General features: G+C 67.8%; 27 protein-coding genes. 11 read left to right on the top strand and 16 right to left on the bottom strand.

Going from position 1 to position 25,900, the window contains the following annotated elements:
• Positions 1-44 precede the first annotated feature (44 nt).
• From priS to bcp, 4 genes are all read left to right on the top strand, one after another.
• Positions 45-1,217: a DNA primase small subunit PriS gene (gene priS / locus NO978_RS00825; protein WP_257297608.1), complete on the top strand. Its 1,173-nt coding sequence runs from the start codon at positions 45-47 to the stop codon at positions 1,215-1,217.
• Entirely contained in the window at positions 1,214-2,242 is a 1,029-nt protein-coding gene (locus NO978_RS00820) for a hypothetical protein (protein WP_257297607.1), read from the top strand. The genes priS and NO978_RS00820 overlap by 4 nt, the downstream gene beginning before the upstream one ends.
• A gap of 70 nt (positions 2,243-2,312) precedes the next feature.
• Complete coding sequence (locus NO978_RS00815) at positions 2,313-2,816, top strand: MOSC domain-containing protein (protein WP_257297606.1); 504 nt, start codon at positions 2,313-2,315, stop codon at positions 2,814-2,816.
• A gap of 51 nt (positions 2,817-2,867) precedes the next feature.
• The gene (gene bcp / locus NO978_RS00810; RefSeq protein WP_257297605.1) at positions 2,868-3,323 is read left to right on the top strand and encodes a thioredoxin-dependent thiol peroxidase; all 456 of its coding nucleotides are present in this window, start codon (positions 2,868-2,870) and stop codon (positions 3,321-3,323) included.
• Positions 3,324-3,326: 3 nt separating this feature from the next.
• On the opposite strand, the gene NO978_RS00805 is transcribed toward bcp, so the two are convergent.
• A complete protein-coding gene (locus NO978_RS00805; protein ID WP_257297604.1) occupies positions 3,327-5,591 on the bottom strand; it encodes a CDC48 family AAA ATPase in 2,265 nt (754 codons plus the stop codon).
• The gene (locus NO978_RS00800) at positions 5,588-5,833 is read right to left on the bottom strand and encodes an Hsp20/alpha crystallin family protein (RefSeq protein WP_257297603.1); all 246 of its coding nucleotides are present in this window, start codon (positions 5,831-5,833) and stop codon (positions 5,588-5,590) included. Before NO978_RS00800 ends, NO978_RS00805 begins: the two co-directional genes overlap by 4 nt.
• A gap of 148 nt (positions 5,834-5,981) precedes the next feature.
• Here NO978_RS00800 and NO978_RS00795 point away from each other — a divergent pair, with 148 nt between their 5' ends.
• Complete coding sequence (locus tag NO978_RS00795; protein WP_257297602.1) at positions 5,982-6,755, top strand: alpha/beta fold hydrolase; 774 nt, start codon at positions 5,982-5,984, stop codon at positions 6,753-6,755.
• Positions 6,756-6,757: 2 nt separating this feature from the next.
• Here NO978_RS00795 and panB read toward each other — a convergent pair whose 3' ends face one another.
• Positions 6,758-7,570, bottom strand: a complete 813-nt coding sequence (gene panB, locus NO978_RS00790) for a 3-methyl-2-oxobutanoate hydroxymethyltransferase (RefSeq protein ID WP_257297600.1) — start codon at positions 7,568-7,570, stop codon at positions 6,758-6,760.
• 199 nt (positions 7,571-7,769) lie between these two features.
• Between panB and NO978_RS19865 the strand changes: the two genes are divergently transcribed.
• Positions 7,770-8,093 (top strand): DUF5822 domain-containing protein, encoded by a 324-nt coding sequence (locus NO978_RS19865; RefSeq protein WP_369684079.1) that lies wholly within the window; start codon positions 7,770-7,772, stop codon positions 8,091-8,093.
• Between the two features lie 8 nt (positions 8,094-8,101).
• On the opposite strand, the gene NO978_RS00780 is transcribed toward NO978_RS19865, so the two are convergent.
• Positions 8,102-8,626: an HAD family hydrolase gene (locus NO978_RS00780; RefSeq protein WP_257297599.1), complete on the bottom strand. Its 525-nt coding sequence runs from the start codon at positions 8,624-8,626 to the stop codon at positions 8,102-8,104.
• Between the two features lie 117 nt (positions 8,627-8,743).
• On the opposite strand from NO978_RS00780, the gene NO978_RS00775 reads away from it, so the two are divergent.
• Positions 8,744-9,082 carry a cupin domain-containing protein gene (locus NO978_RS00775; protein WP_257297597.1) on the top strand — a complete coding sequence of 113 codons (339 nt, stop codon included), beginning with the start codon at positions 8,744-8,746 and terminating at the stop codon, positions 9,080-9,082.
• Between the two features lie 71 nt (positions 9,083-9,153).
• Entirely contained in the window at positions 9,154-9,735 is a 582-nt protein-coding gene (locus tag NO978_RS00770; RefSeq protein ID WP_257297596.1) for an MBL fold metallo-hydrolase, read from the top strand.
• A gap of 1 nt (position 9,736) precedes the next feature.
• On the opposite strand, the gene NO978_RS00765 is transcribed toward NO978_RS00770, so the two are convergent.
• The 8 genes from NO978_RS00765 to NO978_RS00730 form a co-directional block, all read right to left on the bottom strand.
• Positions 9,737-10,540, bottom strand: a complete 804-nt coding sequence (locus NO978_RS00765) for an ATPase (protein ID WP_257297595.1) — start codon at positions 10,538-10,540, stop codon at positions 9,737-9,739.
• On the bottom strand, positions 10,537-10,803 hold the full coding sequence (locus tag NO978_RS00760) for a DUF5827 family protein (protein WP_257297594.1): 267 nt from the start codon (positions 10,801-10,803) through the stop codon (positions 10,537-10,539). The genes NO978_RS00765 and NO978_RS00760 overlap by 4 nt, the downstream gene beginning before the upstream one ends.
• Positions 10,804-11,525: 722 nt before the next feature.
• The gene (gene sod / locus NO978_RS00755; RefSeq protein WP_257297593.1) at positions 11,526-12,137 is read right to left on the bottom strand and encodes a superoxide dismutase; all 612 of its coding nucleotides are present in this window, start codon (positions 12,135-12,137) and stop codon (positions 11,526-11,528) included.
• Between the two features lie 62 nt (positions 12,138-12,199).
• Positions 12,200-13,882 (bottom strand): histidine kinase N-terminal 7TM domain-containing protein, encoded by a 1,683-nt coding sequence (locus tag NO978_RS00750; protein WP_257297592.1) that lies wholly within the window; start codon positions 13,880-13,882, stop codon positions 12,200-12,202.
• 95 nt (positions 13,883-13,977) lie between these two features.
• A complete protein-coding gene (locus NO978_RS00745; RefSeq protein WP_257297591.1) occupies positions 13,978-14,883 on the bottom strand; it encodes a UbiA family prenyltransferase in 906 nt (301 codons plus the stop codon).
• A 332-nt stretch (positions 14,884-15,215) separates the two neighbouring features.
• The gene (locus NO978_RS00740; RefSeq protein WP_257297590.1) at positions 15,216-16,640 is read right to left on the bottom strand and encodes a deoxyribodipyrimidine photo-lyase; all 1,425 of its coding nucleotides are present in this window, start codon (positions 16,638-16,640) and stop codon (positions 15,216-15,218) included.
• Positions 16,641-16,688: 48 nt separating this feature from the next.
• Entirely contained in the window at positions 16,689-17,285 is a 597-nt protein-coding gene (locus tag NO978_RS00735; protein WP_257297589.1) for a hypothetical protein, read from the bottom strand.
• 97 nt (positions 17,286-17,382) lie between these two features.
• Positions 17,383-18,453 (bottom strand): phosphotransferase family protein, encoded by a 1,071-nt coding sequence (locus NO978_RS00730; protein WP_257297588.1) that lies wholly within the window; start codon positions 18,451-18,453, stop codon positions 17,383-17,385.
• 164 nt (positions 18,454-18,617) lie between these two features.
• Between NO978_RS00730 and NO978_RS00725 the strand changes: the two genes are divergently transcribed.
• Complete coding sequence (locus NO978_RS00725; RefSeq protein ID WP_257297587.1) at positions 18,618-19,832, top strand: acyl-CoA dehydrogenase family protein; 1,215 nt, start codon at positions 18,618-18,620, stop codon at positions 19,830-19,832.
• Here NO978_RS00725 and NO978_RS00720 read toward each other — a convergent pair whose 3' ends face one another.
• On the bottom strand, positions 19,833-21,689 hold the full coding sequence (locus tag NO978_RS00720; protein ID WP_257297586.1) for a PAS domain-containing protein: 1,857 nt from the start codon (positions 21,687-21,689) through the stop codon (positions 19,833-19,835).
• 83 nt (positions 21,690-21,772) lie between these two features.
• Here NO978_RS00720 and NO978_RS00715 point away from each other — a divergent pair, with 83 nt between their 5' ends.
• The gene (locus NO978_RS00715; protein ID WP_257297585.1) at positions 21,773-21,952 is read left to right on the top strand and encodes a hypothetical protein; all 180 of its coding nucleotides are present in this window, start codon (positions 21,773-21,775) and stop codon (positions 21,950-21,952) included.
• A 179-nt stretch (positions 21,953-22,131) separates the two neighbouring features.
• Here NO978_RS00715 and NO978_RS00710 read toward each other — a convergent pair whose 3' ends face one another.
• The 3 genes from NO978_RS00710 to NO978_RS00700 form a co-directional block, all read right to left on the bottom strand.
• Complete coding sequence (locus NO978_RS00710; protein ID WP_257297584.1) at positions 22,132-22,485, bottom strand: hypothetical protein; 354 nt, start codon at positions 22,483-22,485, stop codon at positions 22,132-22,134.
• Positions 22,486-22,615: 130 nt separating this feature from the next.
• Positions 22,616-23,209, bottom strand: coding sequence for a GNAT family N-acetyltransferase (locus NO978_RS00705; RefSeq protein WP_257297583.1), 594 nt, complete (start codon positions 23,207-23,209; stop codon positions 22,616-22,618).
• A 139-nt stretch (positions 23,210-23,348) separates the two neighbouring features.
• Positions 23,349-24,848: a hypothetical protein gene (locus tag NO978_RS00700; protein WP_257297582.1), complete on the bottom strand. Its 1,500-nt coding sequence runs from the start codon at positions 24,846-24,848 to the stop codon at positions 23,349-23,351.
• 244 nt (positions 24,849-25,092) lie between these two features.
• Here NO978_RS00700 and NO978_RS00695 point away from each other — a divergent pair, with 244 nt between their 5' ends.
• Entirely contained in the window at positions 25,093-25,869 is a 777-nt protein-coding gene (locus NO978_RS00695; protein ID WP_257297581.1) for an SDR family NAD(P)-dependent oxidoreductase, read from the top strand.
• Positions 25,870-25,900: the final 31 nt, after the last annotated feature.

The following is a 25,900-nucleotide window of genomic DNA, read 5'->3' as shown; positions in this document are numbered from 1 at the left end:
ACTCCGCAAGGTTTGTACGACCCCCTTCCGAACCAACGAGAGCCATGAACGAGCGCACCCGACGATACCTCCGCGGTCGCTTCGGCGACCACTACCGGGGGACGGAGCTCTCGCCCCCGCCCGAGCCGAACGAGCGCGAGTGGGGGTACATCACCTGGTCGTCGGGTGGCACGACGATGATCCGCCATCACTCCTGGATGGAGGTCGGGGACCTTCGCACGTTCCTCACGGACGAGCGCCCGCGACACGTCTACTTCTCCGCGGGCCGGTACGACGACCCCGGCGCGGGCTCGATGTCGAAGAAGGGCTGGCGCGGGTCGGACCTTGTGTTCGACCTGGACGCCGACCACCTGCCGGGGGTCGACCCGGACGAGGACAGCTACGGCGAGATGCTCGCGGTCTGCAAGGACGCCCTGTTGCGGCTGCTCGACCTGCTCGAAACCGACTTCGGCTTCGAGGACCTCACCGTGGTCTTCTCCGGCGGCCGGGGCTACCACGTGCACGTCCGCGACGACGGCGTCGATGAGCTGGACCGCGGCAACCGCCGCGAGATCGTGGACTACGTGATGGCCAACCAGGTGGACTTCGAGTCGCTGGTCAACCGCGAGTCCGTCGCCGGGCTGGGGCTGAAGAACCCGACCGACAAGCGCAGCCTCGACACGACGGGTGGCTGGGGTCGGCGCGTCCACGACCGGCTGCTGGCGTTCGTCGACGAGGTGCGCGAGCTACCCGACGAGGAGGGCCGGGAACACTTGCAGTCCTTCGAGGGCATCGGTGCCGGCCGTTCGAAGAAGCTCGTCGAGGTGCTCGACGACCGTTACGACGAGCTCGCCGCCGGCAACCTCGACGTGCACCCGACGGTCGTCCGGCTCGCCGACATCTTCGCCGAGGAGACGTTCGCGGCCGAGACGGCACCCATCGACGAGCCGGTGACGACGGACATCAACCGGCTCATCCGGCTACCTGGGAGTCTGCACGGCGGGACAGGCCTGGCGGTGACGCGCATTCCGCGTGACGAGGTCGCCGAGTTCGATCCACTGCACGACGCCGTTCCGGAGACGTTCGTCGGGAACGACATCGAGGTCACGGTCGACGAACCGACCGAGGTGGAACTCGGTGGCGGTAGCTTTACGGTGGAGGCAGGCACACAGACTGTACCGGAGTACGTGGGCGTATTCTTGATGGCCCGCGACCACGCCGAGAAGGGGAAAGAATGAATCTCGACGAACTGCGCTCTGCGCTCGACACGGAACGACAGAAGGGTGGCCTCCAGGGGTTGCGCGACTCCTTCTACCAGGAGGTCGCGGAGTTCGTCGAGGAGCTGAAAGCGGAGCGCGACCGGGTGGCCGCGGAGTCTGACGACCCGTTCGGCTCGCCGGAGGTCCAGCGGCTCACCGACCAGATCGACACTGCGCGGTCGACCGCCGAATCGCTGTACGAGCGCCGCCTCGGCAAGCTGGTCAAGCAGGCCAGCCTCGCGGCCGCCGACATGGCGAGCATGGACCAAGTCAAGGGCCTCACCGACGAGGAGCACGCCCTGTACGACGACCTCGTCGACCGCATCGAGGGCAACAAGGACCACATGTTCGACGTCATCGCCGGCGAGGCGACGTCGCCGCCAGCCGTCGCGGACGAGGAGTCGCCCGCACACCACCCCGAGGACGGGATGGCGACGGAGGCGGGCGGGTCGTCGGCTGCACCCGAGGCGGGCGGTCGGGAGACGGCCGACCCGACGGCGGCGGCCGAGACGGACAGTTCGACGGCTGCACCAGCGGACGACGAGCCAGCGCCGGACGACGACCGCGCGCCCGACGTTGCAGCCGCGGAGGCGAGTGCGGTCGCGGGCGCCGACGAGACCGACCCGGGAGCCGACGGCGTCAGCGCCGCGGACGTGATGGGCGAGACACCATCGACCAGTGAAGACCCGTCACCCGGGGACGCGGCCACGGACGGTTCGGGCGTCGCGGCACAGTCCACGGACCAGCCGGCCGAGCCGGTTCCGGCCGGCGGCGCAGCCGAGTCGACGAGCAGCGACGACGCGGCGGGACGCGGTGTCGGCGAGCCCGGCGACGACGGCGGGGCGACTGTCGAACGGACGACGGTCCGCATCACCGACGAGGTCGGAGAGATATTCGGCGTCGACCAGCGCGAGTACAGCCTCGGCACGGACGACGTGGTGACGCTCCCGACGGCGAACGCCGAACCCCTGCTCGACCGCGAGGCCGCGGAACGACTCGACTGAGTCGTCGTTCACTGACACGCCCTCACATCCCTCCAGTAGGTTCTTGCACCGGTGCTCCGTAGCCGGTGGCATGAGGGAGACGGACGCTGCGACTGCGGCCGCGGGCGACGCCACAGCGACGACTGGAACGGTCGAGGCCATCCACCTCGCGCCCGAGTCGGGCGAGCCGGTCGAGCCCGTCGAACGGGTCGAGGCCGTCGCCGAGGCGGGACTACGTGGCGATCGCTACTTCGACGAGAGCGGAACGTTCTCCGACGGCACGCCCCGTGGCATCACGCTCATCGAGGCGGAGGCCATCGAGGCCGCCGAGAGCGACTACGGCGTCGAGCTGCGTGACGGGCGACACCGCCGGAACGTGACGACACGGGGGGTCGCACTGAACCACCTCGTCGACGAGGAGTTCCGCGTCGGCGACGCGGTCTGTCGCGGCGTCGAGCTCTGCGAGCCCTGCTCGTATCTGGAGGGACTCACTGAGGACGGCGTCGCCAGCTCGCTCGTCCACCGGGGCGGCCTGCGTGCGACCATCGTCGAGTCCGGCGTGCTGGCGGTCGGTGACACCGTCGCGCCGGAGTGAGCGCTCGCCGGAAGCGAAATCCGTTTTACCCGTCGTTGCCTTCCAGCGTCTATGCTCGACGTTGGCGCGGCGGCTCCGGACTTCGAACTCCCGGACCAGAACGGCGACCTCGTATCGCTCTCGGACTACCGCGGCCAGAAAGTCGTCCTCTGGTTCTACCCCCGGGCGAACACCGAGGGCTGCACGATGGAGGCTTGCTCGTTCCGCGACAACTGGGACGCCTTCGAGGACCGCGACATCGCGGTGCTCGGGGTCAGCGACGACGAGGTCGCGGATCTCAAGGAGTTCGAGGCGGACCACGACCTGCCAGTGCGCCTGCTCTCGGACGAACACGGCGAGGTCGCAACCATCTACGACTCCTACGGCGAGAAGCAGCTGTTCGGCAACACGTTCGACGGCGTCTTCCGGAACACGTACGTCATCGACGACGAGGGCACCATCGAACTCGTCTACGACGGTGTCGACCCCGAAGAGCACGCCGAGGAGATCCTCGCGGACCTCGACTGAGCGTTACTGGAACGTCCGACCGATCTGCTGTTCCTCGGCCACGACGTCCTCCCGGCCGAAGCGCTGCTCGATCTCCTCGTAGCGTTCCTTGACCTCCTCGGTGACGCTCGCAGTCACCTCGTCCAAGGCCTGCTCGAAGTGGTCGGCGGTGATGCGGACGTTGCCGACCGAATCGGCCATCTGCTCCGGTTCGACGGAGTTGATGAACTCGCGGGTCGCTGCGAGCGACGCCTCGCGGCAGACCGCCTCGATGTCTGCACCCACGTAGCCCTCGGTCTGCCTCGCGTACTTCTCGAGGTCGACGTCGTCCGCGAGCGGCTTGTCGCGGGTGTGCACCTCGAAGATGCGCTTGCGACCGTCCTCGTCGGGAACGGGGACGTGGACGTGACGGTCCAGTCGGCCGGGGCGCAGCAGCGCGCCGTCCATCAGGTCCGGGCGGTTCGTCGTGGCGATGACGACGACGTCCTCCAGGTCCTCGAGCCCGTCCAGCTCGGTCAGGAGCTGGGAGACGACGCGTTCGCCGACGCCGGAGTCACCGGTCCGGCTGCCACGTTCCGTGGCGATGGAGTCGATCTCGTCGAAGAAGATGACCGTCGGGGCGTTCGAGCGCGCCTTGTCGAACACCTCGCGGACCCCCTTCTCCGACTCGCCGACGTACTTGTTCAGCAGCTCCGGCCCCTTGATGGAGATGAAGTTGCTGTTGGCCTCGTTGGCGACGGCCTTCGCCAGCAGCGTCTTGCCGGTTCCCGGCGGACCGAACATCAACACGCCACGGGCGGCTTCGAGGTCCATCGCCTGGAACACGTCGCCGTAGTCGAGCGGCCACTGGATGGTCTCGCGGAGGCGCTCCTTGGTGTCCTCCAGCCCACCCACGTCGTTCCACGTGACGTCGGGGACCTCGACGAACACCTCGCGCATCGCCGACGGCTTGACCGACTTCATCGCCTCCTTGAAGTCCTTCTCGGTGACCTGCAGGTTCTCGAGCACCTCGGCGTCGATCTCCTCCTGTTCGAGGTCGAGTTCGGGCCGGATGCGCCGGAGCGCGTTCATCGCCGACTCCTTGGTCAGGCTGGCGATGTCTGCACCGACGAACCCGTGCGTGTTCTCCGCGTAGTCGTCGAGTTCGACGCTGTCCGACAGCGGCATCCCGCGGGTGTGGACCTGGAGGATCTCCAGGCGGCCACCGGTGTCGGGGACGCCGATCTCGATCTCGCGGTCGAACCGGCCGCCGCGGCGGAGCGCGGGGTCGAGCGCGTCGACGCGGTTCGTCGCCGCGATGACGGTGACCTGGCCGCGCTCCTCGAGGCCGTCCATCAGCGAGAGCAGCTGGGCGACGACGCGGCGCTCCACGTCACCGGAGGCCTCGCCACGCTTCGACGCGATGGAGTCGATCTCGTCGATGAACACGATAGCGGGTGCGTTCTCCTCCGCTTCCTCGAACACCTCGCGGAGCTGCTCCTCGCTCTCCCCGTAGTACTTCGACATGATCTCCGGCCCGGAGATGGTGTGGAAGTGGGCGTCGATCTCGTTGGCGACGGCCTTGGCGATGAGCGTCTTCCCGGTCCCCGGCGGGCCGTGCAGGAGCACGCCCTTGGGCGGTTCGATGCCGAGCTGCTGGAACAGCTCTGGGTGGCGCATCGGCAGCTCGATCATCTCGCGCACCTGGTCGAGCTCGTTGTCGAGGCCGCCGATGTCCTCGTAGGTCACGTTCGGGACGCCCTCGGCGTCGCCCTCGCTGCTGGGGCCGACCTGCTCGGCGGGCGTCTCGGATATCTGGATGTCGGTCGAGTCCGTGATGATGACCGTTCCCGACGGCTCGGTCGAGGCGATCTTCAGCGGGACGGACTGGCCGCTGCCGCCCATCGGACCGAACGAGAGCGAGAACGGGACGGTCTGGCCGCTGGTGACGGCCTGCCCACTGAGCTTGTCACGGACGAGCGGGCCGATGTTCCCGCGGATACGGAGGTTCTGCGGGAGGGCGACGGTCACGTTCGTCGCGGGCTTCACCTCGGCCTTCTCGACCTCGACGCGGTCGTCGATACCGACGTTGGCCTGCTGGCGGAGGCGACCGTCGATACGGACGACTCCCTGGCCCTGGTCCTCGGGGTAGCCGGGCCAGACGCGGGCGACCGTGGTCGCGTCCTGCTTGCCGACGAGACGGATGTAGTCGCCGTTCTCGAGCCCGAGCTCGGCCATCGAGCCTCTGTCGATCGCGGCGAGTCCACGACCGGCGTCCTTCTGTTTGAGGGGTTTGACGGTGAGTTTCATGCACTGACCTCCATCTCGATAGTGAGGACGCCGTTTCTGATAAACGCTTGCGAGACGCCGGGGGCCTCGAGCTCGTACTGCTCGTCCCCGTCGCCGACCACGATGACCGTCTCGCCGATGATGTCGACGGACCCGGTGCCGGCGAACTCGTCGGCGAGGTCCACTGCCACGACGTGGGTGTCGTCGTACGCGTACTGCCGGACGAACAGCTCGTCCGCCGCGGTGAAGTCTTGGATATTCATGATTTCAACTAACCTAAAGTTAGTCGTACTACTATATAAATGATTCGCCGGCGGAACCACCAGACGGTAGCGGGTTCTACTACGGACGGTGTATCTGCGGTTCACGACAGACTTAGGCTTTATGCCCTCGGCCCGGCAACCTGTTCGTATGCAGCAGGTCACACACCACGGTCGGACGACGACGTACGAGAGCTTCGACCGTGGCGGGTCGGGGGAGACGGTACTGTTCGTGCACGGAAGCGGCGGAAGCCGACGGCTCTGGAAGTCACAGGCTCGGCTCGCCGACGAGTTCCCCGTGGTCGCGCTCGACCTCAGCGGCCACGGCGGCGCGAGCGACACCGACGCCAGCGCGGGCTTCGAGTCGCTGTCGGCTTACGCCGACGACGTGCTCGCCGTCGCCGAGGAGGTGGGGGCGAGCGTCCTGGTCGGCAACTCGCTCGGCGGTGCCGTCGCCCTGCACGTCCTGCTCGAGCGCGACGCCGAGTTCGACGGTGTCGTCCTCGCCGGCACGGGCGCGAAGCTGGGGGTACTGGAGGACCTTCGAAACTGGCTCGCGAACGACTTCGAGCGCGCCATCGAGTTCCTCCACGCGGACGACCGGCTGTTCCACGACCCCGACCCGCGGCTCGTCGAACTGTCGACCGAGAGCATGCGAGCCTGTGGCCGGGCGGTCACGGAGCGTGACTTCCGGACCTGCCACGAGTTCGACGTCCGTGGCGAACTCGACGGTCTCGACGTGCCGACGCTCTGTATCGTCGGCGAGCACGACCAGCTGACGCCGCCGCACTACCACGACTACCTCGCGGAGGCCATGAACGGCCGCGTCGCAGTCGTCGAGGGCGCTGCCCACCTCACGATGCTCGAACAGCCCGAGGCGTTCAACAGCGCGCTCGACCGGTTCGTGGCACGCGTACAGGAGTAGACTCAGTAGATGCCGTCGAGGTCGTCCTCGACGTGGCTGTGCTCTTCCGCCGGGAACTCGCCCGACTCCACGGCCTCGCGGTAGGAGTCGACGGCGTCGGCCATCTCGCTCCGCACGTCACCGAACTCCTCGACGAACGACGGCGTCCACGTCGAGAGGCCGACGGCGTCGTCCACGACGAGCACTTGCCCGTCGCAGTCCGGGCCCGCGCCGATGCCGATGGTCGGCATCGACACCGTCTCCGTCACCTCGCGGGCGACGTTGGCCGGTACGTGCTCCAGCACGAGCGAGAACGCGCCCGCCTCCTCGTGAGCGACCGCGAGGTCGAGCATCTCCGCCGCGGCCTCCGCCGTGGTGCCCTGTCGCGCGTAACCCAGCTGGTTCACGCGCTGGGGGGTCAGCCCGAGGTGTGCCATCACCGGGATGCCGAGCTGGCTCATCTGCTCCGTCAGCTCCACCGTGTGGGGCCCGCACTCGAGTTTCACCGCGTGCGCACCGGCCTCCTTCAACATCCGGCCGGCGTTCTCGATGCTCTCCGTCTCGTCGTGGCCGTAGCTCAGGAACGGCATGTCGGCGACGACCAGCGCGTCCTCGGTCGCCCGCGAGACGGCGGCCGTGGCGCTCGCCATCTCGTCGACCGTCACGGGGAGCGTCGACTCGTGGCCGAGCTTCGTGTTCCCGATACTGTCGCCCACCAGGATGACGTCCACGCCCTGCTCGTCGACGATTCTCGCCGTCACCGCGTCGTACGCGGTGAGCATCGTGATCGGGTCGTCACCCGCCTTCTCTCGCACGTCACGCACCGTGGTTCGCATGTCCCGAACTAGCTCGACATCGCTCAAACGCCTGCCGGTTCCGTGACGGCTGGTGGTCACATACCAGGCTCTCTCCCGCTCGAAGATGGGGTCGAGCCCGGAGTTTACACTCGTAGTAAACCGGCGGTCGGGATGGCGTCCACCACCTCCCGACCGCAAAATCGGCAGACCTTACCCACTGGCGGGGTCAGCACCGACTGTGAGCGATGCAGACGCCGAGGCGGACGACCCGGAACCCGCCAGCACCGCCAGCGAAGAGGAGCCGGAACCCGTCAGCAACCCCGAGGAGGTCGTCGACGCAGCCGTGAGAGAGAGCGACGACGAGGGCGTCGACTACGCGTGGGTGATGCGGACGACGTTCGTCGTCACCATCCTCGTGGGTGCACCGCTGGTGACACTGCTCTCGGTACCGGTTTCGCTGCCGACGTGGAACGCGCGCGCCGAGTTCGCCGTCCGGGTCGGTGCCGTGGTCTGGTTCGGCACCGCTATCGGCGTCTATCTCTACGCGTCACGCAAGCGCTGACCGGCGGGTCAGTCGACCCACTGGAAGCCGGTGCCGGCGCGCTCGGCCGTCACCGCGTCGCGTTCCGAGTCGCCGACGAACAGCACGTCCTCGGGCGACAGGCCGAGTCCGTCGACCGCGTGGAGCAGCGGCTCCGGGGCGGGTTTCCAGGTCGAGACCGTGTCGCGGCCGACGACCGGGCCGACGTGCGGGGTGAGGTCGTGGGTGTCGAGCGCGACTCGACAGGCGGCCTCGCAGTTGAGCGAGCAGACGGCGGTGGGGCGGACCTCGCGGACGAGCTCGTCGGCGCAGGGGAGCAGATGCGACTCGCGGGCGCCGTCACACTCGTGGGCCGCGATGGCTGCTTCCACCGCCTCGTAGAGCCCGTGCTCGCGTGCCTCGCCGAGCATCGTCCAGAGGTCCCGGTCGGCCGGCGTGACGCCCGCATCGGTGTACACCGTCTGGACGTCCGCCGCGACCGCGTCCCAGTCGACAACCAGATCGACCAGCGTCCCGTCGAGGTCGTAGACGACGCCAGCGTACTCGCTCCTCATCGACCGTCGCTTGGGTCGAACGCCCGTTGAGCGTGTCGGTTCGGAGCCGGTGGTACCGCCGTCCTGTTCCACCGTGAAACATAGCTTCTTGCCCGTCGCGGCCATCCTCTGATACGTATGTCCTACACGAAAGCCAGCACCGACGACGTGGACTCGGTCGTCCCGGAGGAGTACGGCGGAATGTGGTTCCTCAGGGACGCCCTCGATACCGAGGCGGTGGGCGTGACAATCCTCGAACTCGAACCCGGCGCGAAGGGCAAGGAACACGACCACGAGGGCGACGGCCAGGAGGAGGTGTACGTGGTCGTCGCGGGCGAGGTCGCCATCGACCTCGGCGACGAGACGGTCCACGTCGGCGAACACGAGGCAATCCGACTGTCGGCCGACCAGACGCGCCAGATCCACAACGACGGCGACGAGCGCGCGCAGCTCGTGCTCGTCGGGACCGCTCCGTAACCAGCGGGGAACAGTCAGCCCCGTCCGCCGGCTCCGCAACCGTGAAACCCGTCGCCCGGGTAGGGACGCCCATGATACAGAATCTCGCCGCTGGCGTCCGTGCGTTCACCAGCAACGCCTTCCTGGTCGAGGGCGACCGTCGCGTGCTCGTGGATACGGGTGCGAACTTCGACATCACGGACCGCGTCGCCGAGCACGGTGGCATCGACGCGGTCGTGATGACCCACACGCACGAGGACCACGTCGGTAACCTCGCCGACGTGAAAGCGGAGTTCGACGTGCGGGCCTGGGGGTTCGACACGGACGAACCGGGGGTCGACGAACGGATCGCGGACGAGGAGACGGTCCAGCTCGGCGACCACGAGTACGTCGCCCTGCACACGCCGGGGCACAAGAACGACCACTGCTGCTTCTACAGCGCGGCCGCCGGCGTGCTGTTCGCGGGCGACCTCGTGTTCCAGAACGGGAGCTTCGGCCGTACCGACCTCGAGGAGGGCGACCACGGGTTGCTCGTCGAGAGCATCGACCGGGTCCTCGACGTCGTCGACGACGACCTCGACGAGATGCACGTCGGGCACGGCCCGTCGATGACCGACCGCCCGTACAGTCAGATCGAACTGGCGGCGCGGATGGCCCGGTCTTCGGGGCCCTGACTCAGGAGAGCGCGGCCGTCACGAGCGCCTCGTAGGCGACCTCGTACGCGTCGGCGACCGTCGCCGGGTGGGACCGCTCGTCGCTCGAGAGCGCGGGGAGCCGACAGGTCGCGAGCGGGTCACAGAACGACAGCACGTCTTCGACACGTTCCTCCAGCCGCCCCTCGCGCGGACTGCCGCTGACGGCCTCGCAGGCCCGACCGTAGCGACCGCCGCCATACACCCTGGCGCGCTCCGGCTCGACGACGGCGACCGCGTCGAAGGCGACATCCTGGAGCGGGAGCGCGATGTCCGCGTAGGACTCGACGACCGCCCGGTTGGCCGCCTCGACCGTCTCGCGTATCTCCGCGAGCGCCGGCGCGTGGAGCTGCTCCATCACCGCGTTCAACTCGTCGAGCGTCCCGACGTGGATGGCGTCGTCGAGCGGGAGGTGCTCGCGGGCGTCGTCCGGTACGTCGGCGCGCTCGTTGACGACGAACCGGTCGCCCACGCGGTCGAGCACGAACTGGCGGTGGCTCGCGCCGATGATGCCGGTGTCACTGCCCGGTGCGGGCCGCCACAGCCGGTGGAGCGGGTTCAGGTCCTCGGGAGGGCGGTCGCCCGGACTCGCCGCCGCGAGCCGTTTCGCGTCCTTGCCGTACAGTCGACCGTCGGTGACGGCGGTGAGGTAGTCGTCGTGGTCGAACCAGTGGTCGTTGCCGGCCCGGGGTTTGAACCCGGTGGCGTCGAGGTACTCGCAGAGGCCGGTCGAGAAGGTCGTCTTTCCGGCGTCCACACGGGCGTCGCCGGCGACGAGGAGCCTCATGTGGCGACGCCGTAGTAGCCGGGTTCGTCGTCGGACCGGGGAGTGGCGACGACGAGGTCGTCGGCGTTGCCGATGATCCACGGGATCGCCCAGTCGAGCAGGACATCCTCCGTCTCCGGGTCGAGTTCGGCGTCGGGCTCGATCCCCTGCAGGAGGCGAGCGATCTCGTAGACGGTGTACATCTGGTCGGCCTCGAGCAGCTCGTCCGGCTCGTAGAAATCACACGGGTGGAGATCGTCGAATTCTGACTTCGCGGTGGGCATGCGGCCCCGTAGGTCCGTGCCCGACCTAAAGCGTGTGGTCCACGGCGGCCGCTGGTCGTGAGTATCGTCGAACGGGATCGGGGCTCAGAGCCGCGGTCCCGTTCGAGCAAGGGACGGCCCGTCCGACCGGCAGGATGACAGGTGGTGGTCTGCGGTACGCCGGTCGGTGGGCCGGGTGCAGGCTGCGAGTGTGTCGACTCGCAAGTGGTGGTGGTGGTGCTGCGCTCTGCAGTCGGTCGCCGTCCGCGACGGCGAGGGCAGTGGCACGGTAGGACTGCGGCGGCTGGCAGCAAGTGGAGGCACGACACCGCGACGCCTAAAGCTATCGAATTTAATATATATTCTGTTCTGAGAGGGACAGCCGGCTACGGTGGCCTACATAGACATCGATAGCAAGGCGCGTACACCGTCGTCTCACCGTGCTTTGTGCCGTAATGCGCACCCGGGCCGGGGAATCTAACTGGACGTACCCACCGAACCCAGTAATGTTCGTGGGGCTCCCTGTCACCACCATGTACCAGGCGACCCTTCTCGCGTCGACGGGGCTGGCCCTCTTGATGCCACTCGGCTCTGTGGTCGGCCGTCGGCACGTTGACATCCGGATCCGGCCACAGTCAGACGGCCGCAGCCGCTCGCTCGGGGATCTGTTCTATCTTGCTGGCGTTGTCGTGAACTGACTGCCGCGGCGGCGCGAAAAAATTCGGTGGTGTACGGCTCGTCGCTTACTCGACGCGACCGACGACCTTCGAGTACTCCGCTGCGACCTTGTCCCAGTTCACGACGTCGAAGAAGTTGTCGATGAAGCTGCCGCGGTCCGGGCCGTAGTCGTAGTAGTAGGAGTGCTCCCAGACGTCACAGGCGAGGATGGGGTGTGCGCCCCAGAGTGCGCCCTGGTCGTGCTTGTCGACCTTGACGTTACGAAGCTGCTTGGCGACCGGGTCGTAGACGAGCAGCGCCCAGCCACCGGCGGCCGAGGCAGCCGCCTCGAACTCGCCCTTCCAGCCCTCGTAGGAGCCGAAGTCCTCCTCGATGCGGTCGCGGAGTTCGCCCTCGGGCTCGCCACCGCCGTTCGGGGACATGTTCTCCCAGAACAGGGTGTGCAGGTAGTGCCCACAGCCGTTGTGGGTCACGTTCCCGAGTGCGCTCGCGGTCGAGGAGTAGTCCCCGGCCTCGCGGTTCTCGGCGAGGGTCTCCTCGGCGGCGTTCAGACCGTTGACGTACCCCTGGTGGTGTGTGTCGTGATGCCAGGTGAGAACCTGTTCGGATATCGATGGTTCGAGTGCGTCGTAGTCGTACGGAAGCGGCGGTAGTTCAGCGTGTGATTTCTCGGCCATTTGTATCACCCAGTCTTACCATACGGTCGATTACCCTTTAAAAGTTTAGAACCCGTATGCGTCTAGTTGGCAACCCGGCTCTCGGCGGTCGCCGGCTCGTCGACTTCGCAGGGCACGTGGAGGGTGATGGCGTTGCCGGTCTCCGCCTCGCTCTCGAAGTCGATGGTGCCGCCGATGGACCGCACGCCCCAGACGGCCAGCCAGAGCCCCAGGCCGCTGGTGTGGTCGAGCGGCGTCTCCGTCCCGGACTTGAGCACCTCGCGCTGGCGCTGCGGGATGGCCGGGCCGTCGTCCGCGACGGTCACGGACACGAAGCCGTCGGTCCCCAGCGTGACGAAGAGCGTCACCGTCGCGTCCCCGTTCGCTGCGGCGTTCTCGACGAGACTCCAGACGACAGGCTGGAGGGTCCGTGGACAGTATACCACCTCCTGCTCGGTCGTCCATGCACACTCGAACGTCGCTGTCGGGTACTGGTTCCGTCCCCGCTCGAGAACGCGCGAGAGCATCGTCTCGAGTGGCTCCAGAGCGCTCTCATCCGCGCTCTCCAGCAGCGTCTCGATTCGCCGCGCGGTGTCACCGAGGGAGGCGACGTCGTTGGCACGCTCCTGGATGGTCTCGGCGAGTTCGCGGTCGTCGTCCTCGACCCGGTCCGAGAGCTCCTCGGCGCAGGCAGCGACGATGTTCATCTCGTTCCTGAGGTTGTGTCTGAGCACGCGGTTCAGCACGTCGAGGCGCTGTTCGTCGTGGGTGCGTTCGGTCACGTCGCGCATCGTCACCACCCGGCCGATGCGGCTGTCGTTGCTGTTCGTGACGGCGGAGACCGTCACGTCGAAGTACCGTCTCCCTCGTGCGGTCTCGACCTCGACTGTCTCGTTGTCGTTGTCGAGTGCCATTGGGTAGCCGGGGATCGCCCGCGCGGCGTCGCGACCGAGCGCGGCGGCCGCGTCGTAGCCGAGGATCGTCGACGCGGCCGAGTTCGCGTCGACGACGCGGTTACGCTCGTCGATGACGACGACGGGGTCCGTCATCCCCTCGACGACCACGTCCCGGGCGATGTGGTCGGGGACGGGGACAGCCTCGAACAGCTCGAGTTCGTCGAGTGCGACGTAGCTGGCGACGCCGGTCACCATGAACGCGATGGGTGTCGGGTCGAGCGCGAACATCGGGATGTGGAGGACGTGTACCAGGTTGCCGGCCCAGGGTGCGAGAACGGCGGCGAGCAGGGCATACGACTGCCGTCGGTGCGTCGGACTGCGGTCGAAGATGAGCGAGACGAACAGCAGCGACCCGACGAGGATGACGAGGTAGGCGTAGCCGATACCGAGGTAGAACAGCGGCCCGAACACGTGGTCGACGACGTACGTACCGCCCTGCTCGACGATCTGCGGGTTCTGGTAGACGAGCGAGTGACGCTCGAAGGTCGCGACGAAGCCGAACACGACCGCCGGGACGACGAGCAGTGCCGCCACGGACCGGCGGGTAACGTAGCGGTCACGGCCGGTGTACTCGAGAGCGAAGAGCAACCACAGGACGGGGATGGTGAGGCTCGCGAGCCACTGGAGCTTCATGAACGGACGACGGACCGCCATCCGCTGTATCGGTAGTTCGAGTGCGTAGAGGGCTGCCCACCACGAGACCGCGACGAGCATCACGGCGAGCCACGTCGCTCCTGGCTTCGGGCGCTGACGGTATGCGAGCCAGGCGACTATCGTGGCCACGGCGGCGATGATGAGGAGCCCTGACATGGGAACGAGCGAGGCGGACATTTCCGGGGGGAGCCGATGTACATCGGGTTCTCGTCCCACGCCCTTAACTCGACTGGCAATATCGAGCCGCGATTTCAGGCGGCGACCGCCACACAGCAGAGCATGACGAGGTACTGGCAGTCGCGGCAGGTGCCGAGCCGTCTGCGGTCGACGTCGCGGCCGACCAGCGCGGTCACCAGCACCGAGTAGCCGACCGCGGGCACCAGGGCGATTGCGAGGGGAGACGCCAGGATGTCGGTCGTCGCCGCCCAGGCGAGGAGTACGAGGGAGAACCCGTCGAGCGCGTAGAGCGCCCACTGGGTCCGCCGAACGCCGAAGACGGTTGCCATCGTCCGGACGCCCTCCGCACGGTCGCCGACCACGTCACGGGCGTTGAGGACCTCACCCGCGACGACGGTCTGGAGGAAGAAGAACACACAGACGACCACGGCGGTCACCGAGACGGCTGCATCTGCGTACGCGACGGGGATGAACGTCACGTAGACGGCCCAGGAGCCGGCGACGAGAACGGTGTTGGCGACGAGCAGGTCTTTCACCCGGGTTCCGCCGTCGAACGGCAGCCAGGGGGTGCTGTACAGCACTGCGGCGACAGCGGGGACGAGCGTCAGCAGGAAGGAGTCGACTCCGTCCAGCGCTGCGAGGCCGAGTGCGACGACGTACGCGCCGAGCGTGCCAAACAGCAGCAGTTCGCGGTTCCGGGCGACGAAGCTGGCACGGTCGGGGCAGTTGACCTCGTCTTCGGCGTCGACGAGCTTGTTCGAGCCGTAGACCGAGAACGTGACGAGTCCGGCGAGCAGTGCCGCCGTGGTGAGCGGTAGCGACAGGAGCAACGACACCACGACGACCTTCGTCGCCGCGACGAGACCGTCGAGGACGGACGCGTGTTTCGCCACACCGAACGCGCGCTCGACGGCGACGGTCGGGTCCGGAAGGCGGTACCTGTACTGTTCGGGTCCGTAGGGGTCGTTCGATTGACTCATAGAACAGATGGCAGTCGGGTACGACCCCGGAAATAGCTTAGTACGATTGCCAACAATTATTTCAACCCTGTAGCCTTTAATCGAGGGGTTCTTTGCAACTATGAAGAAGATAATAGAACGTCTGGTGTGCGTCGATTCGTCTATCGGTACGTCCGGTCACGATGGGTTCGAGCACGGGATGTCAGGAGGCGCTCGACGGGCTCGCACGGCCGCCGACGGCGACTCAGCTGGCTACCGACCAGTCGGTCCCATCGCCCAGGGGAGTCGGAGTTCGGCCCGGGGCTGTGCCGCTCCGGTGACCACCACCGGCCCGCCGAACGATTCGGCGTGTGTCACTCCTCGCCGCGCGCCGATTTGAACATTGTTAAGGCCTGCTCTCGGCGCTCTCCGTGGTCCACGATGGGGCGCGCGTACTCCGGTGCGCCCTGTTCGCGCATCATCTCGCTCGCCTCGTGCCAGCCGTGAATCAGCGACGGGTCGGCGTCGCGCAGTTCGGGGACGTACTGCGTGATGTACTCGGCGTCGGGGTCGTAGCGCTCGCCCTGGGTCATCGGGTTGAAGATGCGGAAGTACGGCTGGGCGTCGGTGCCCGTCGAGGCGGCCCACTGCCAGCCGCCGTTGTCGTTCGCAGTGTCGTGGTCGACAAGATGCTCGCGGAAGTGTTCGTAGCCCTCGCGCCAGTCGATCAGGAGGTCCTTCGTGAGGAAGGACGCGACGATCATCCGCACCCGGTTGTGCATGTACCCCTCCTCGCGGAGCTGTCGCATCCCGGCGTCGACGATTGGGTAGCCGGTTTCGCCGTCCTTCCAGGCCTGGAGCTCCGCCGGGTCGTTCCGCCACTCGATAGGGTGTTCGTACTCCTTGTAGTTCGCCGAGACAACCTCGGGGTTGAAGAAGAGGACGTGGTGGTAGAACTCGCGCCACGCGAGCTGGCTCTGGAACTCCTGGACGGACTCGCGGTCGGCCTCCGAGTCGGCGAGGTCGGCGGCGGCCGCGGTCTCTTCGTACACCTCGCGGACGCCGATGGTCCCCCACTTGAGGTCGGCCGAGAGCCGTGACGTGCAGCCGTCGGCGGGGTAGTCGCGGCGCTCCGCGTAGTCGTACACCGGACCGTCACAGAACGCGGTGAGCCGATCGCGAGCGGCGTCGGTCCCCGCCGGCTGTACGTCCGCGGTGGGCTCCGCGAAGCCGAGGTCGGCGAGTGTTGGCAACGGCTCGGGCTCCGGCAGTTCGTCGGCGTCCGCGAGCGCGTCGGCCTCGGGCGCGTCGACCGGATCGGCCTTCGGCCGGTCGCGCCACTTCTTCCAGAAGTACGTGTACACCGAGTACGGGTCGCCGTCGTTCGTCGTGATGGACCCCGGCTCGTGGTGGAGCGCGTCGGTGACGGACTCGCGAGCCACGTCGACCGCGTCGAGGCGCTGTCGGACCGCGGCGTCGCGCTCGTTCGCGAGCCCGGAGTAGCCCGCCGCCCACGTCACCGACTCGGCACCGAGGTCGGAGGCGAGCGCGGGAAGCACCTCGCGGGGATCGCCGTGCCGGACGAGCAGATCGCTGCCGCGGTCACGGTACGCCTCCCGGAGCTGTGAAAGCGCGTCGAGCATGAACGCGACCCGGTTCGGCGAGCCGTGCGCGAGTACGTCGTCGTCGAACACGAAGACCGGGGCGACGGGACCACGGTCGACGGCGCGGTCGGTCGCTGTCGCGAGAGCCAGGTTGTCCGCGACCCGCAGGTCGTCGCGGTGCCAGTGCAGTTGCATACCCGACCGAAGAACCGGTCGCTCCCTTAAGCTACTGCCAACGTCGCGCTACACCTTGCGGTCCGGCGGGACGACCCGCTCGTCGCGGGTACGGACGCTCGGACGCGTCCGGATGCCGGCCCCGAAGCCGAAGACGGCCGCCAGGACGGCGATGGCGAGCCCGTAGGCCGGGACCATGACGCTCGCCCCGGCGACGACGACCGCGCCGCCGACGCCCCACGCGGAGTGGTCGGCACCGAGGAGGTCGGCACCGGCCTGACAGAGGCCGACGAGGCCGATGGCCGTCCAGACCGTGCCGAGGCCGACGAGGACGAAGAGCACCGGCATCGCGATGAGTGAGACGACCGGGTCCTGTCCCGCTGCGTACCAGATCATGCCGATGCAGGCCCCGTAGGCGGCGGCGACCACGCTCCCGATGAGGAACGAGGAGACCATGCCCTCGCGGACGTGGTCGATCGCTGTCGTTCCGTAGTCCGGGAACAGGCCGACGACAAGTATCCCGAGTAGTAGTGTCGAGGCGGAGAGAACCGCGGCTCGAACCGGAACAGAGAGAGTCCAGAACGCGCCGAGGTCCCCCAACCCCGTGGTCGTTGCAGTCGCTGTCGTGCCAGCCCCCAAGCTGGCGAGTGCGGCGAGCACCCCCATACTCACGCACAGGTTTCCAAGTGTCAAAGAACTATTGGTATAGATATCATAATCTATCGAAATTTATGGCAAGCACCGCTGGCGGCGGGCCTCCGGGCTACAGTGGCTCCTCGCCGTCGATGATGCGCTGGGCACGGTCGGCCAGCGCGGGGACGGCCTCGCGCATCTTCGGATAGAGCGGGTCGTCGGCGTCGCCGGCGAGGTGGCGCGCGAAGAACATCTCGCCGAGGCCACAGAGCTTGTACACCGCCAGCGCCCGGTAGAACCGGTCGTTGGTGTACTCGATGCCGGTCGCGGCCTCGTACCGGTCCACGAGCTCCCGCCGGGTCGGGTAGCCCTCGTTCTCGAGGAACGCGTCGAAGAACTCGCCCGAGACCGGGTCGGGGTCGCCGGCGTCACGCCAGAACGACAGCATCCAGCCGAGGTCCGTCAGCGGGTCGCCGAGGGTGCTCATCTCCCAGTCGAACACGCCGATGAGTTCTGGCTCGTCGGCGAGGTCGTACATCACGTTGTCCAGCTTGTAGTCGCCGTGGACGAGCGTGTGCGGGTGCTCCTCGGGTGCGTTCTCCTGCAGCCACTCCATGACGTCGTAGATGGCCGGGACCTCGCGCTCGTCGCTCGTCTTCGAGAACGCCCAGGTGAGCTGCTCGGACCACCGCTTGACCTGCCGCTGGCTGAACCCCTCCGGATGGCCGAACTCCGAGAGTCCCACGTCGTCGACGTCGACGGTGTGGATGGCCGCGAGCGTGTCCACCAGCTCCTCGCCGATGTGCCTGCGGTCCGCCGGCGCAGAGAGCGGGTCACCGTCCCCGCCCCGAACGACCGTGCCGTCGAGACGCTCCATCAGGTAGAAGTCGCTGCCAACCACGTCGTGGTCGTCGCAGGCGAGGACAGTCCGGGGGAGCGGCACGTCGGTCGACTGGAGCGCGTCGACGACCGAGTACTCCCGCAACACGTCGTGGGCCTTGTCGGCCGTCTCGCCCGGCGGCGGCCGCCGGAGTACCAGCTCCTCGCCGCCCCAGGTGACGAACAGCGTCTCGTTGGAATGGCCGGCCTGGTGGCGGCGTACCTCGAAGTCGTCCGCGTCGCCGAGGTTCGCCCGGAGGTACGACTCCAGGGCGGCCTCGTCGACGAGTCGGTCGAAGTACTCGTCGGGTTCGTCTGTCACGCCCGGGACGACGTGGGGGTCGTAGGAATAACCTCGGGTCACGGCAGCTAACAATGTTAAAATGGGGTAGAAATGGCCGCTACCGCCCGAGGACGAGGGGAAACGCCGAACGAGTTCCCTGCTGTGTGGGACCGTTTTTGACCCCGGCGTCCGAAACAGGTGCCATGGAGTACCACGACCCGGACGCCGGACAGGAAGTCGCCGAGCGAGCCCGCGAGTTCGTCGAGAACGAGGTCATCCCCGTCGAGCGCGAGTGGCTGGGTCACGAGTCGATCCCCGACTCGGTCATCGACGACCTGCGCGAGACGGCCCGCGAGTACGAGGTGTACGGGCCACAGATACCTGAGGAGTACGGTGGACTCGGTCTGGACTTCCGTGCGATGCTGCCCGTGTTCGAGGAGGCCGGGCGGAGTCTGCTCGGCGGCCTCGCGATGCGCTGTGCCGCCCCGGACGAGGGCAACATGCACACGCTCGAGATCGTCGGGACGGAGGAGCAGCAGAAGCGCTGGCTCGCACCGCTCGCGGCCGGCGAGATGAACTCCGGGTTCTGCATGACCGAGCCGATGCAGGGCGGCGGTTCGGACCCGAAGATGCTCAGCACCACGGCCGAGAAGGAGGGCGACGAGTGGGTCATCGACGGTCACAAGTGGTGGACAACGGGCGGTGCCGACGCCGATGTCTTCCTCGTGATGGCCCGCACCGACCCCGACGCACACCCCTACGAGGGTGCGAGCATCGTCCTCGTGCCGCGTGACACGGACGGCGTCGAGGTCGTCCGCGACATCCCGCACCTGGGCGGCGAGCCCGTCGGCTCCAGCCACTCCGAGGTGAAGTTCGACGGTGCGCGCGTCCCGGTCGAGAACACGCTGGGCCCGGAGAACGCCGGCTTCGCGGTGGCCCAGAAGCGCCTCGGCCCGGCCAGACTGACCCACTGCATGCGCTTCGGCGGGATGGCCGACCGCGCGCTCGACATCGCCACGGCGTACGCGAGCGAGCGGGAGTCCTTCGGCGAGCCCATCGCGGAGAAGCAGGCACTCCGGTTCCGCGTCGCGCGCTCGCGGACCCGACTGCACGCGGCCCGGACGATGATTCGCCACGCGGCCGACGACATCGCGGCCGGGAAGGAGGCCCGCATCGGCGTCGCCATGGCGAAGGTGTTCACCGCGAACGTCGTACAGGAGGCCGTCGACGAGGCCGTCCAGATCTGCGGCGGTAACGGCATCGGGAAGGACCTGCCGCTCGCGGACTTCTACGAGAACGTCCGTGCGTTCCGCATCATCGACGGCGCGGACGAGGTCCACCTCCGCAGCATCGCCCGGGAGGCGTTCGCCGAGCCGAAGCTGGACGAGCTGGAGAACGTCACCCGGTTCGGACAGTAGTCAGGTCCGGATCTCGAACCGCGCGCCGCCGTCCTGCGAGTCGACTGGCTCGACCGTCCACCCGTGGGCAGTGACCACGCGCTCGACGATGGCCAACCCGAAGCCGGTGCCGTCCCTGTCCGAGCTCTCCCCGGCCTCGAACAGCTCGTCCTGAAGCGACTCGGGGACGCCGACACCGTCGTCCGCGACGAAGAAACCGCCCGTGGCGAGTGTTCCGACCGTGACAGTGAGCTCGTTGCCGTCGTCTGGTGCGCCGTGCTCCAGCGCGTTGCGGTACAGGTTCTCGAACACCTGTCGGAGCCGGTCCCGGTCGGCCTCGACTGTCGTGTCGTCGACGACGGACAGGGTCGCTGCCCCCGTCTCCACCGTCTTCCACGCCTCGGTGGCGAGTGCCCGGATGGACACGGGTCGCCGGTCGCCGATCTCCCGACCCTCACGGGCCAGCGTGAGGACGCCCTCGATGATGCGTTCCATCCGCTCGTGTGCGTTCGCAATCTTCCCGATGTACTCGTGGTCGACATCCGCTTCGATGAGGTCGAGGTAGCCATGCGCCACGCTGAGCGGGCTCCGGAGGTCGTGGCTGACGAGGTGGGCGAACTCGTCGAGTCGCTCCTTCTGGCGCTGTAGCTCCCGCTCACGCTGCTTCAGCTCCGTGATGTCCGAGGAGATGCCACAGACGCCGACGGGTTCGCCGTCGTCCCCGTACAGCGGGACCTTCACTGAGTAGTAGATCCGTTCGTCGCCCTGGAACTCGCCGGTCTCTTCGATCTGGATGGCTTCGCCGCGTTCGACGGCCAGCCGGTCGTTCGCGCGGACCTCCTTGGCGTGTTCGCCGTTCTGCAGGTCCAAGTCGGTCTTGCCGACCGCCTCGCCCGGCTCCAGCCCGACCAGCTCCCGGAAGCTGTCGTTGACGAGCTGGTACTGGCCGTCGAGGTCCTTGATGTAGATGTTCGCCGTGGTGTTGTCGAGGATGGCTCGCAGCTGCTCGTTCGCCCGTCGCAGGTCCGCCTCGCTCTCCAGTCGGTCGAACGCCTGCGTGACGTGGGTGACGAGGAGCTCCGCGAGCTCCCTGTCGGTCTCGGTGAAGGCGTTGGCCTCCTCCGAGATGGCCTGAAACACGCCGTAGCGACCGACCGGGACGCTGACTGCCGAGCGGAACTCCGGCTGGTCCGGCCGGGCAGTCGTGTCCTCGCGGACGTCCCTGACCAGCACCGACTCGCGCTGGCTGTAAGTGTAGCCGAGTACGCCGTCGTCGACGGTCGGGAGGTCACCCTCCGGCTGGTAGCTGCGCTCGGTCTGGGGGACGAACGTCCCGTCTTCGAGCACGTAGATTCCGGAGACGTCGAAGTCGAGGATGCGTTCGGCGGCGACCAGCGCCTGGTCGACGACGGTCTCGCGGTCGTGCGCCCCGGCGATGGCGACGGCGTGATGGTGGAGCCCTTCGAGGCGGCCCCGGGTCTCCTCCAGCCCGCGTTCGGCGCGGCACTGGTCCACGGCGTTCTCGACACGCTCACGGAGGAGCTGGTGGGCCTCCGTCGCGCTCTTCGGGAGGTAGTCGGTGACACCGGCGGAGATTGCTTCGCTGGCGACGGACTCGGAGCCGGTGCTGGTGAACAGGATGAACGGGAGCGTGGTCCTGCGCCCCCGGACGGCCGCCAACAGGTCGAGGCCGTCCATCCCGGACATCTCGTACTCGCTGACGACGCAGTCGACCCGGCTCTCACCGAGGCGGTCGAGGGCGTCCGTACCGGTCGTCGCGACCAGACAGTCGAGCCGCGCGTCCTGCAGAGACTCCGCGGTCGTGCGGGCGGCGTCCGGGTCGTCGTCCACGCAGAGGACGCGGAGGTCGTCTGGCATCCGTATTTCGAAGTAAACCCACGGAATCGACATGATTCTTGCGTTTGTCGAATCGTGATTAGAACCGTCGTATCAGGTGCCGTGTGACGCTCCGAACACGCTGTCGGGACATCCTCGGCCTCGCTGCCGTCGAGGACGAGGCTCGGCGAATCTTTCAGGACGACGCGGGCGATCGCGAGGCGCTGGCCGCCCGACAGTTCGAGGCCGCGCTCGTCGGAGGCCTTCGCGTTCTCGTGCCAGTCGACGAGGTTCGAGGCTTGTGAGAACGGCTCGACGAACCGCCGTGTCAGCAGGAGGAACACGACGGACTCGCCGAGGGTCAGCCGGCCCGTGAGCCCGAACGGCGCGCCCTGGAACAGCCACAGCCCACCGACGACGAGCGTGACCGCGAAGGAGATGCCCGCCAGCAGTTCCATCCCGGCTCGGTAGAAGTACGAGAGCGTCAGGACTGACATGTGGGGTCGGTCCAGACCGCGTGCATCACGCCGTGGGCGAACCGGTTCATCGTCACGCCCCAGACGAACGTCCCGACGCCGGTCAGGACGAAGCCCGTGACGATGAGCGCGACGGAGAGCCGGAACTGTGCCGCGGGCTCGGTCGGGAGCATCGACCCGGGCACGAGCGGGAGTGAGTAGTCGCCGTTTCCGTTGAACACGGCGTCGATGGCGGTCACGAGCACCAGCGGCGGGAGGAAGCTCGCGCTCCGGCCGGCGACGCTGGGGACGTTGCCGACGACGAACCACCGCAGCCGCGGCAGGCCGTACTCACGGAACAGACGTACGGGCGGCCGGTCCACGTCCGCGCGGTACTGGTCGAACGGTTTCTCGTCGCCGGGTATCTGGTCATCGCTGGGTCGTCAGCGAGCTACTTCGGCCCATCGAAGGTCGGGCTGTCTCGCCGCTTCGGCAGGGTCGCAGGAGCAGTGGTCAGGCTCTGGCTGCGGGCGCGAGCTGGCTCTCGACCGCGACCGGGCCGTCGAGCGGGAGGCGCATCTCAAGCTCGATACCGGCGCGGTCGACGACCTGGAAGCCGAGCGTCCGGTAGACGGCGATGGCGGTCCGGTTCTCGTTCGCCACGTTGAGCCGCAGCGCCCGGTGGCCGGCGGCGGCCGCGTACGCGATGGCGTGTCTGGTGAGCTCGGTCCCGAGTCCGCGACCGTGGTACGCCGGGTCCACGTAGACGAGGAACTCCGGCTCCTCGGCGTCGTGCGGGGCGAACCCGGTGTGTCCGACGACCCGGTCGTCGTCCCACGCGAGCAGGTTGGTGCCGCCTGCATGGAGGGTCCGCAGCCAGTCACGAATCCCTCGCTCTCTGAGCGGTGGGAGGCCCATCGAGCGGTGTTCCTGCGGGTAGTCCAGGTACATCTCGACGAGTGCCTCCGGCGGGGCGTCAGCGGCGGGAATCGGCTGTATCAGGTAGTTCGTCCCGTGTTTGCCGACGAACCGCGGACAGCGTGGCGGACAGTAGGCCGTCCCTTCGCAGCCGTCCACGTTCCAGCCACCGCACGCGTTCGTTGCCATCCTGCTATCACTGTGCACAGCTACGGGGCGGACCGACGAGGAGACTCGCCCGTCTATGTACGGGGTTTAAACAAGATATTTGAGGGACAGTCGTCCCGGGGCGAGCGAGAGAACTGACCGCACGTATCGCGACCGTCCGTCAGACCGACGAGAGTCCCTGGTCGTCCTCGATGTCATCGAGCAGCTTCCCGATGGTGTACTCCTCGGAGCCGGTCGGCGAGAGCACCATGTCCTCCAACTCGGCGTCGAGTTCGTCGACGTCCGCCTGCTCGGTCTCCTGCTGGAGTTCGGCGAACGCTGCCATCGTGTCGGTCGGCTCGTCGCTGTCGAGCGTCGACCCCGCGTCCGCATCGAAGCCAGCGTCGGGCTCGTCCTCGTCGTCGAACGTGAAGTCCTCGGACGAGCCGAACTCGTCGTCGACGCCGAACCCAGCGCCGCTGTCGGCGTCGCCGCCGGTTCCGACGTCGACGGATTCGAACCCGGCGTCACTGGTCTCGACCCCACCGTCACCGGTCTCGAACTCGCCGTCGTCAGTGTCATCGCCCGGCGAGACAGGCTTCGGGACGTGGTCGCCCGGTTCGGGAAAGTCGATGCGGCCGAGGTCGTCGTCGACGGTTCCCTCGGCGACGACCGGCGCACCCGAGCCGTCCAGCGCCGTCGTGGGCTCGACCGGGTCGGGGCCGTCGTCCGGTGTTCCATCCTGTGCGACAGCGTCGCCCGCCTCGTCTGTCGTCGGCGACGCTGCCTCGAACACGGAGGCAGCGAACTCGTCGGGGTTCGGGTCGGCGGATTCTGGCCGCGCCGCCCGTGCGGCGACCGCGCCCGTCAGTTCGGTCACGACCAGCCCGGAGACCCGGTGGTCGTCGCCCAGCGCGGTCACGATGCGTTCGGCCTGCCAGTTCGTTCCGATGGCCACGTCGAGGACGCGCCACGAGCCGCAGTCGCGGTCGTCCGCGTCGGCGTACAGCACCGAGAGCGCGTTCGTCAGGTCCTCCAGGACGGAGACCTCGCGCGCACCACGGTCCGCGGACTCCACCGACAGCCGGAGGTGGTAGTACCGGTCGTGGTCCTCGTCCGAGCCGCCGCCCACGATGGCGTCGGCCGCCTCGTCGACGACCGCCCGGGGTGGTGCGTGGAGGCCGTCGCCGGGGTCCGGAAGTTCGGCGAGCGTCGGGACGGCCTCCGCGTCCTGCCGGAGCGCGGCATCCGGCACGCGCTCCGCGACGGCCGACGTGCCCGCGCTGGAGCCGGCACCCGTGAGCAGCGTCTCGTCGAGCACGTGCGGGTCAGCCTCGCGTGCGACCGTGCGGACGGACTCGACGGTCGGCGGCGTCAGCAGCGACGGCGCCGTCTCGGGCGCGTCGAGCCAGACGGCGAGCACGACGCGCCGCGACTCTCCCGGTGCGAGTTCGCCGCGCCAGACGAGCTCGCCGCCGTCGTAGCAGGTCCAGCCCTCGCCGCCGTACTCCGGATGGTAGCCGACCCGGTCGGGCTCGACCGTCGGCGGCAGCTGCTCGACGAGCGTGACTTCCGTTCGCTCCTCGCGCTCCGACCGAAGTTCGTACGAGACGGCCGGTAGCGGTAGCGACTCCACGTCAAGTCGTTTCGCGACGACGATGCCCCCCCGGGCGACCGTCATCCCGTGTCGACGGGTATCCCCGTTCGTGTGTTCCATTGATTCCCCCGCTTCGCTATCTACCCACGTTTCAACTCCACAATAGTTATACCTTTCCTACAATTGCGGTCGGTCGAACTGTTGCTTTTACCGAGAATAAACTGGGAACGATTCGCACGGCGTTTCACGCCTCCGCCTTCACCCATCTTTATTGCTCGCAGCCCGTACGGTACGGCAGCATGACTCACGAGCATCGGGAGGCGGTTCGATGAGTACCGAACAGTTCGCGGTCGACGGCGACGTGGCCGTCATCACAGGGTCGTCGAGCGGTATCGGCCGGGTGATCGCCGAGCGCTTCGCCGACGACGGCGTCGACGTCGTCGTCTGCTCGCGCGAACTCGACAACGTCGAGCCCGTCGTCGAGGGCATCGAGGACAGCGACCGCCCGGGACGTGCACTGGCCGTCGAGTGCGACGTGACCGACCGCGACGCCGTCGAAGCGCTCGTCGAGGCCACCGTCGAGGAGTTCGGCGGCATCGACGTCCTCGTCAACAACGCCGGCGCGTCGTTCATGGCGAACTTCGACGACATCAGCCCGAACGGCTGGAAGACCATCGTCGACATCAACCTCACCGGCACCTACCACTGCACGCAGGCTGCCGAGGAGCACCTGAAGGAGGCCGAGGGCACAGTCATCAACCTCTCCAGCGTCGCCGGCCAGCAGGGCGCGCCGTGGATGAGTCACTACGCCGCCGCCAAGGCCGCCGTCGAGAACCTCACCAAGACGCTCGCTTACGAGTGGGCCGACGACGACGTACGCGTCAACTGTATCGCACCCGGCTTCGTCGCCACGCCCGGCGTCGCCAGTCAGATGGGCGTCACCGCCGACGAGATCGACCGCGACGAGGTGAAACGCCGCATCGGCCTGAGCGAGGAGATCGCCGACCTCGCGCAGTTCCTCGCCTCGCCCGCGTCCTCCTACATCGTGGGTCAGAGCATCACGGCCGCCGGGCTGCCCGACATCATGGAGAACCCGGACGTCTGAACGGCCGGACCACTCTAGTTCTCACAGGGGA

This window comes from Haloarchaeobius sp. FL176 (genome assembly GCF_024609245.1).
Taxonomy (GTDB): domain Archaea; phylum Halobacteriota; class Halobacteria; order Halobacteriales; family Natrialbaceae; genus Haloarchaeobius.
Note: the sequence above shows the minus strand (reverse complement) of the source record. Positions and strands in the feature narration are given on the sequence as shown.

Excerpts from the sequence above, each read along its gene's own strand:
- priS (WP_257297608.1), top strand. The coding sequence starts at position 45 with ATGAACGAGCGCACCCGACGATACCTCCGCGGTCGCTTCGGCGACCAC.
- NO978_RS00820 (WP_257297607.1), top strand. The coding sequence starts at position 1,214 with ATGAATCTCGACGAACTGCGCTCTGCGCTCGACACGGAACGACAGAAG.
- NO978_RS00815 (WP_257297606.1), top strand. The coding sequence starts at position 2,313 with ATGAGGGAGACGGACGCTGCGACTGCGGCCGCGGGCGACGCCACAGCG.
- bcp (WP_257297605.1), top strand. The coding sequence starts at position 2,868 with ATGCTCGACGTTGGCGCGGCGGCTCCGGACTTCGAACTCCCGGACCAG.
- NO978_RS00805 (WP_257297604.1), bottom strand. The coding sequence starts at position 5,591 with ATGAAACTCACCGTCAAACCCCTCAAACAGAAGGACGCCGGTCGTGGA.
- NO978_RS00800 (WP_257297603.1), bottom strand. The coding sequence starts at position 5,833 with ATGAATATCCAAGACTTCACCGCGGCGGACGAGCTGTTCGTCCGGCAG.
- NO978_RS00795 (WP_257297602.1), top strand. The coding sequence starts at position 5,982 with ATGCAGCAGGTCACACACCACGGTCGGACGACGACGTACGAGAGCTTC.
- panB (WP_257297600.1), bottom strand. The coding sequence starts at position 7,570 with ATGCGAACCACGGTGCGTGACGTGCGAGAGAAGGCGGGTGACGACCCG.
- NO978_RS00780 (WP_257297599.1), bottom strand. The coding sequence starts at position 8,626 with ATGAGGAGCGAGTACGCTGGCGTCGTCTACGACCTCGACGGGACGCTG.
- NO978_RS00775 (WP_257297597.1), top strand. The coding sequence starts at position 8,744 with ATGTCCTACACGAAAGCCAGCACCGACGACGTGGACTCGGTCGTCCCG.
- NO978_RS00770 (WP_257297596.1), top strand. The coding sequence starts at position 9,154 with ATGATACAGAATCTCGCCGCTGGCGTCCGTGCGTTCACCAGCAACGCC.
- NO978_RS00765 (WP_257297595.1), bottom strand. The coding sequence starts at position 10,540 with ATGAGGCTCCTCGTCGCCGGCGACGCCCGTGTGGACGCCGGAAAGACG.
- NO978_RS00760 (WP_257297594.1), bottom strand. The coding sequence starts at position 10,803 with ATGCCCACCGCGAAGTCAGAATTCGACGATCTCCACCCGTGTGATTTC.
- sod (WP_257297593.1), bottom strand. The coding sequence starts at position 12,137 with ATGGCCGAGAAATCACACGCTGAACTACCGCCGCTTCCGTACGACTAC.
- NO978_RS00750 (WP_257297592.1), bottom strand. The coding sequence starts at position 13,882 with ATGTCAGGGCTCCTCATCATCGCCGCCGTGGCCACGATAGTCGCCTGG.
- NO978_RS00745 (WP_257297591.1), bottom strand. The coding sequence starts at position 14,883 with ATGAGTCAATCGAACGACCCCTACGGACCCGAACAGTACAGGTACCGC.
- NO978_RS00740 (WP_257297590.1), bottom strand. The coding sequence starts at position 16,640 with ATGCAACTGCACTGGCACCGCGACGACCTGCGGGTCGCGGACAACCTG.
- NO978_RS00735 (WP_257297589.1), bottom strand. The coding sequence starts at position 17,285 with ATGGGGGTGCTCGCCGCACTCGCCAGCTTGGGGGCTGGCACGACAGCG.
- NO978_RS00725 (WP_257297587.1), top strand. The coding sequence starts at position 18,618 with ATGGAGTACCACGACCCGGACGCCGGACAGGAAGTCGCCGAGCGAGCC.
- NO978_RS00720 (WP_257297586.1), bottom strand. The coding sequence starts at position 21,689 with ATGCCAGACGACCTCCGCGTCCTCTGCGTGGACGACGACCCGGACGCC.
- NO978_RS00705 (WP_257297583.1), bottom strand. The coding sequence starts at position 23,209 with ATGGCAACGAACGCGTGCGGTGGCTGGAACGTGGACGGCTGCGAAGGG.
- NO978_RS00700 (WP_257297582.1), bottom strand. The coding sequence starts at position 24,848 with ATGACGGTCGCCCGGGGGGGCATCGTCGTCGCGAAACGACTTGACGTG.
- NO978_RS00695 (WP_257297581.1), top strand. The coding sequence starts at position 25,093 with ATGAGTACCGAACAGTTCGCGGTCGACGGCGACGTGGCCGTCATCACA.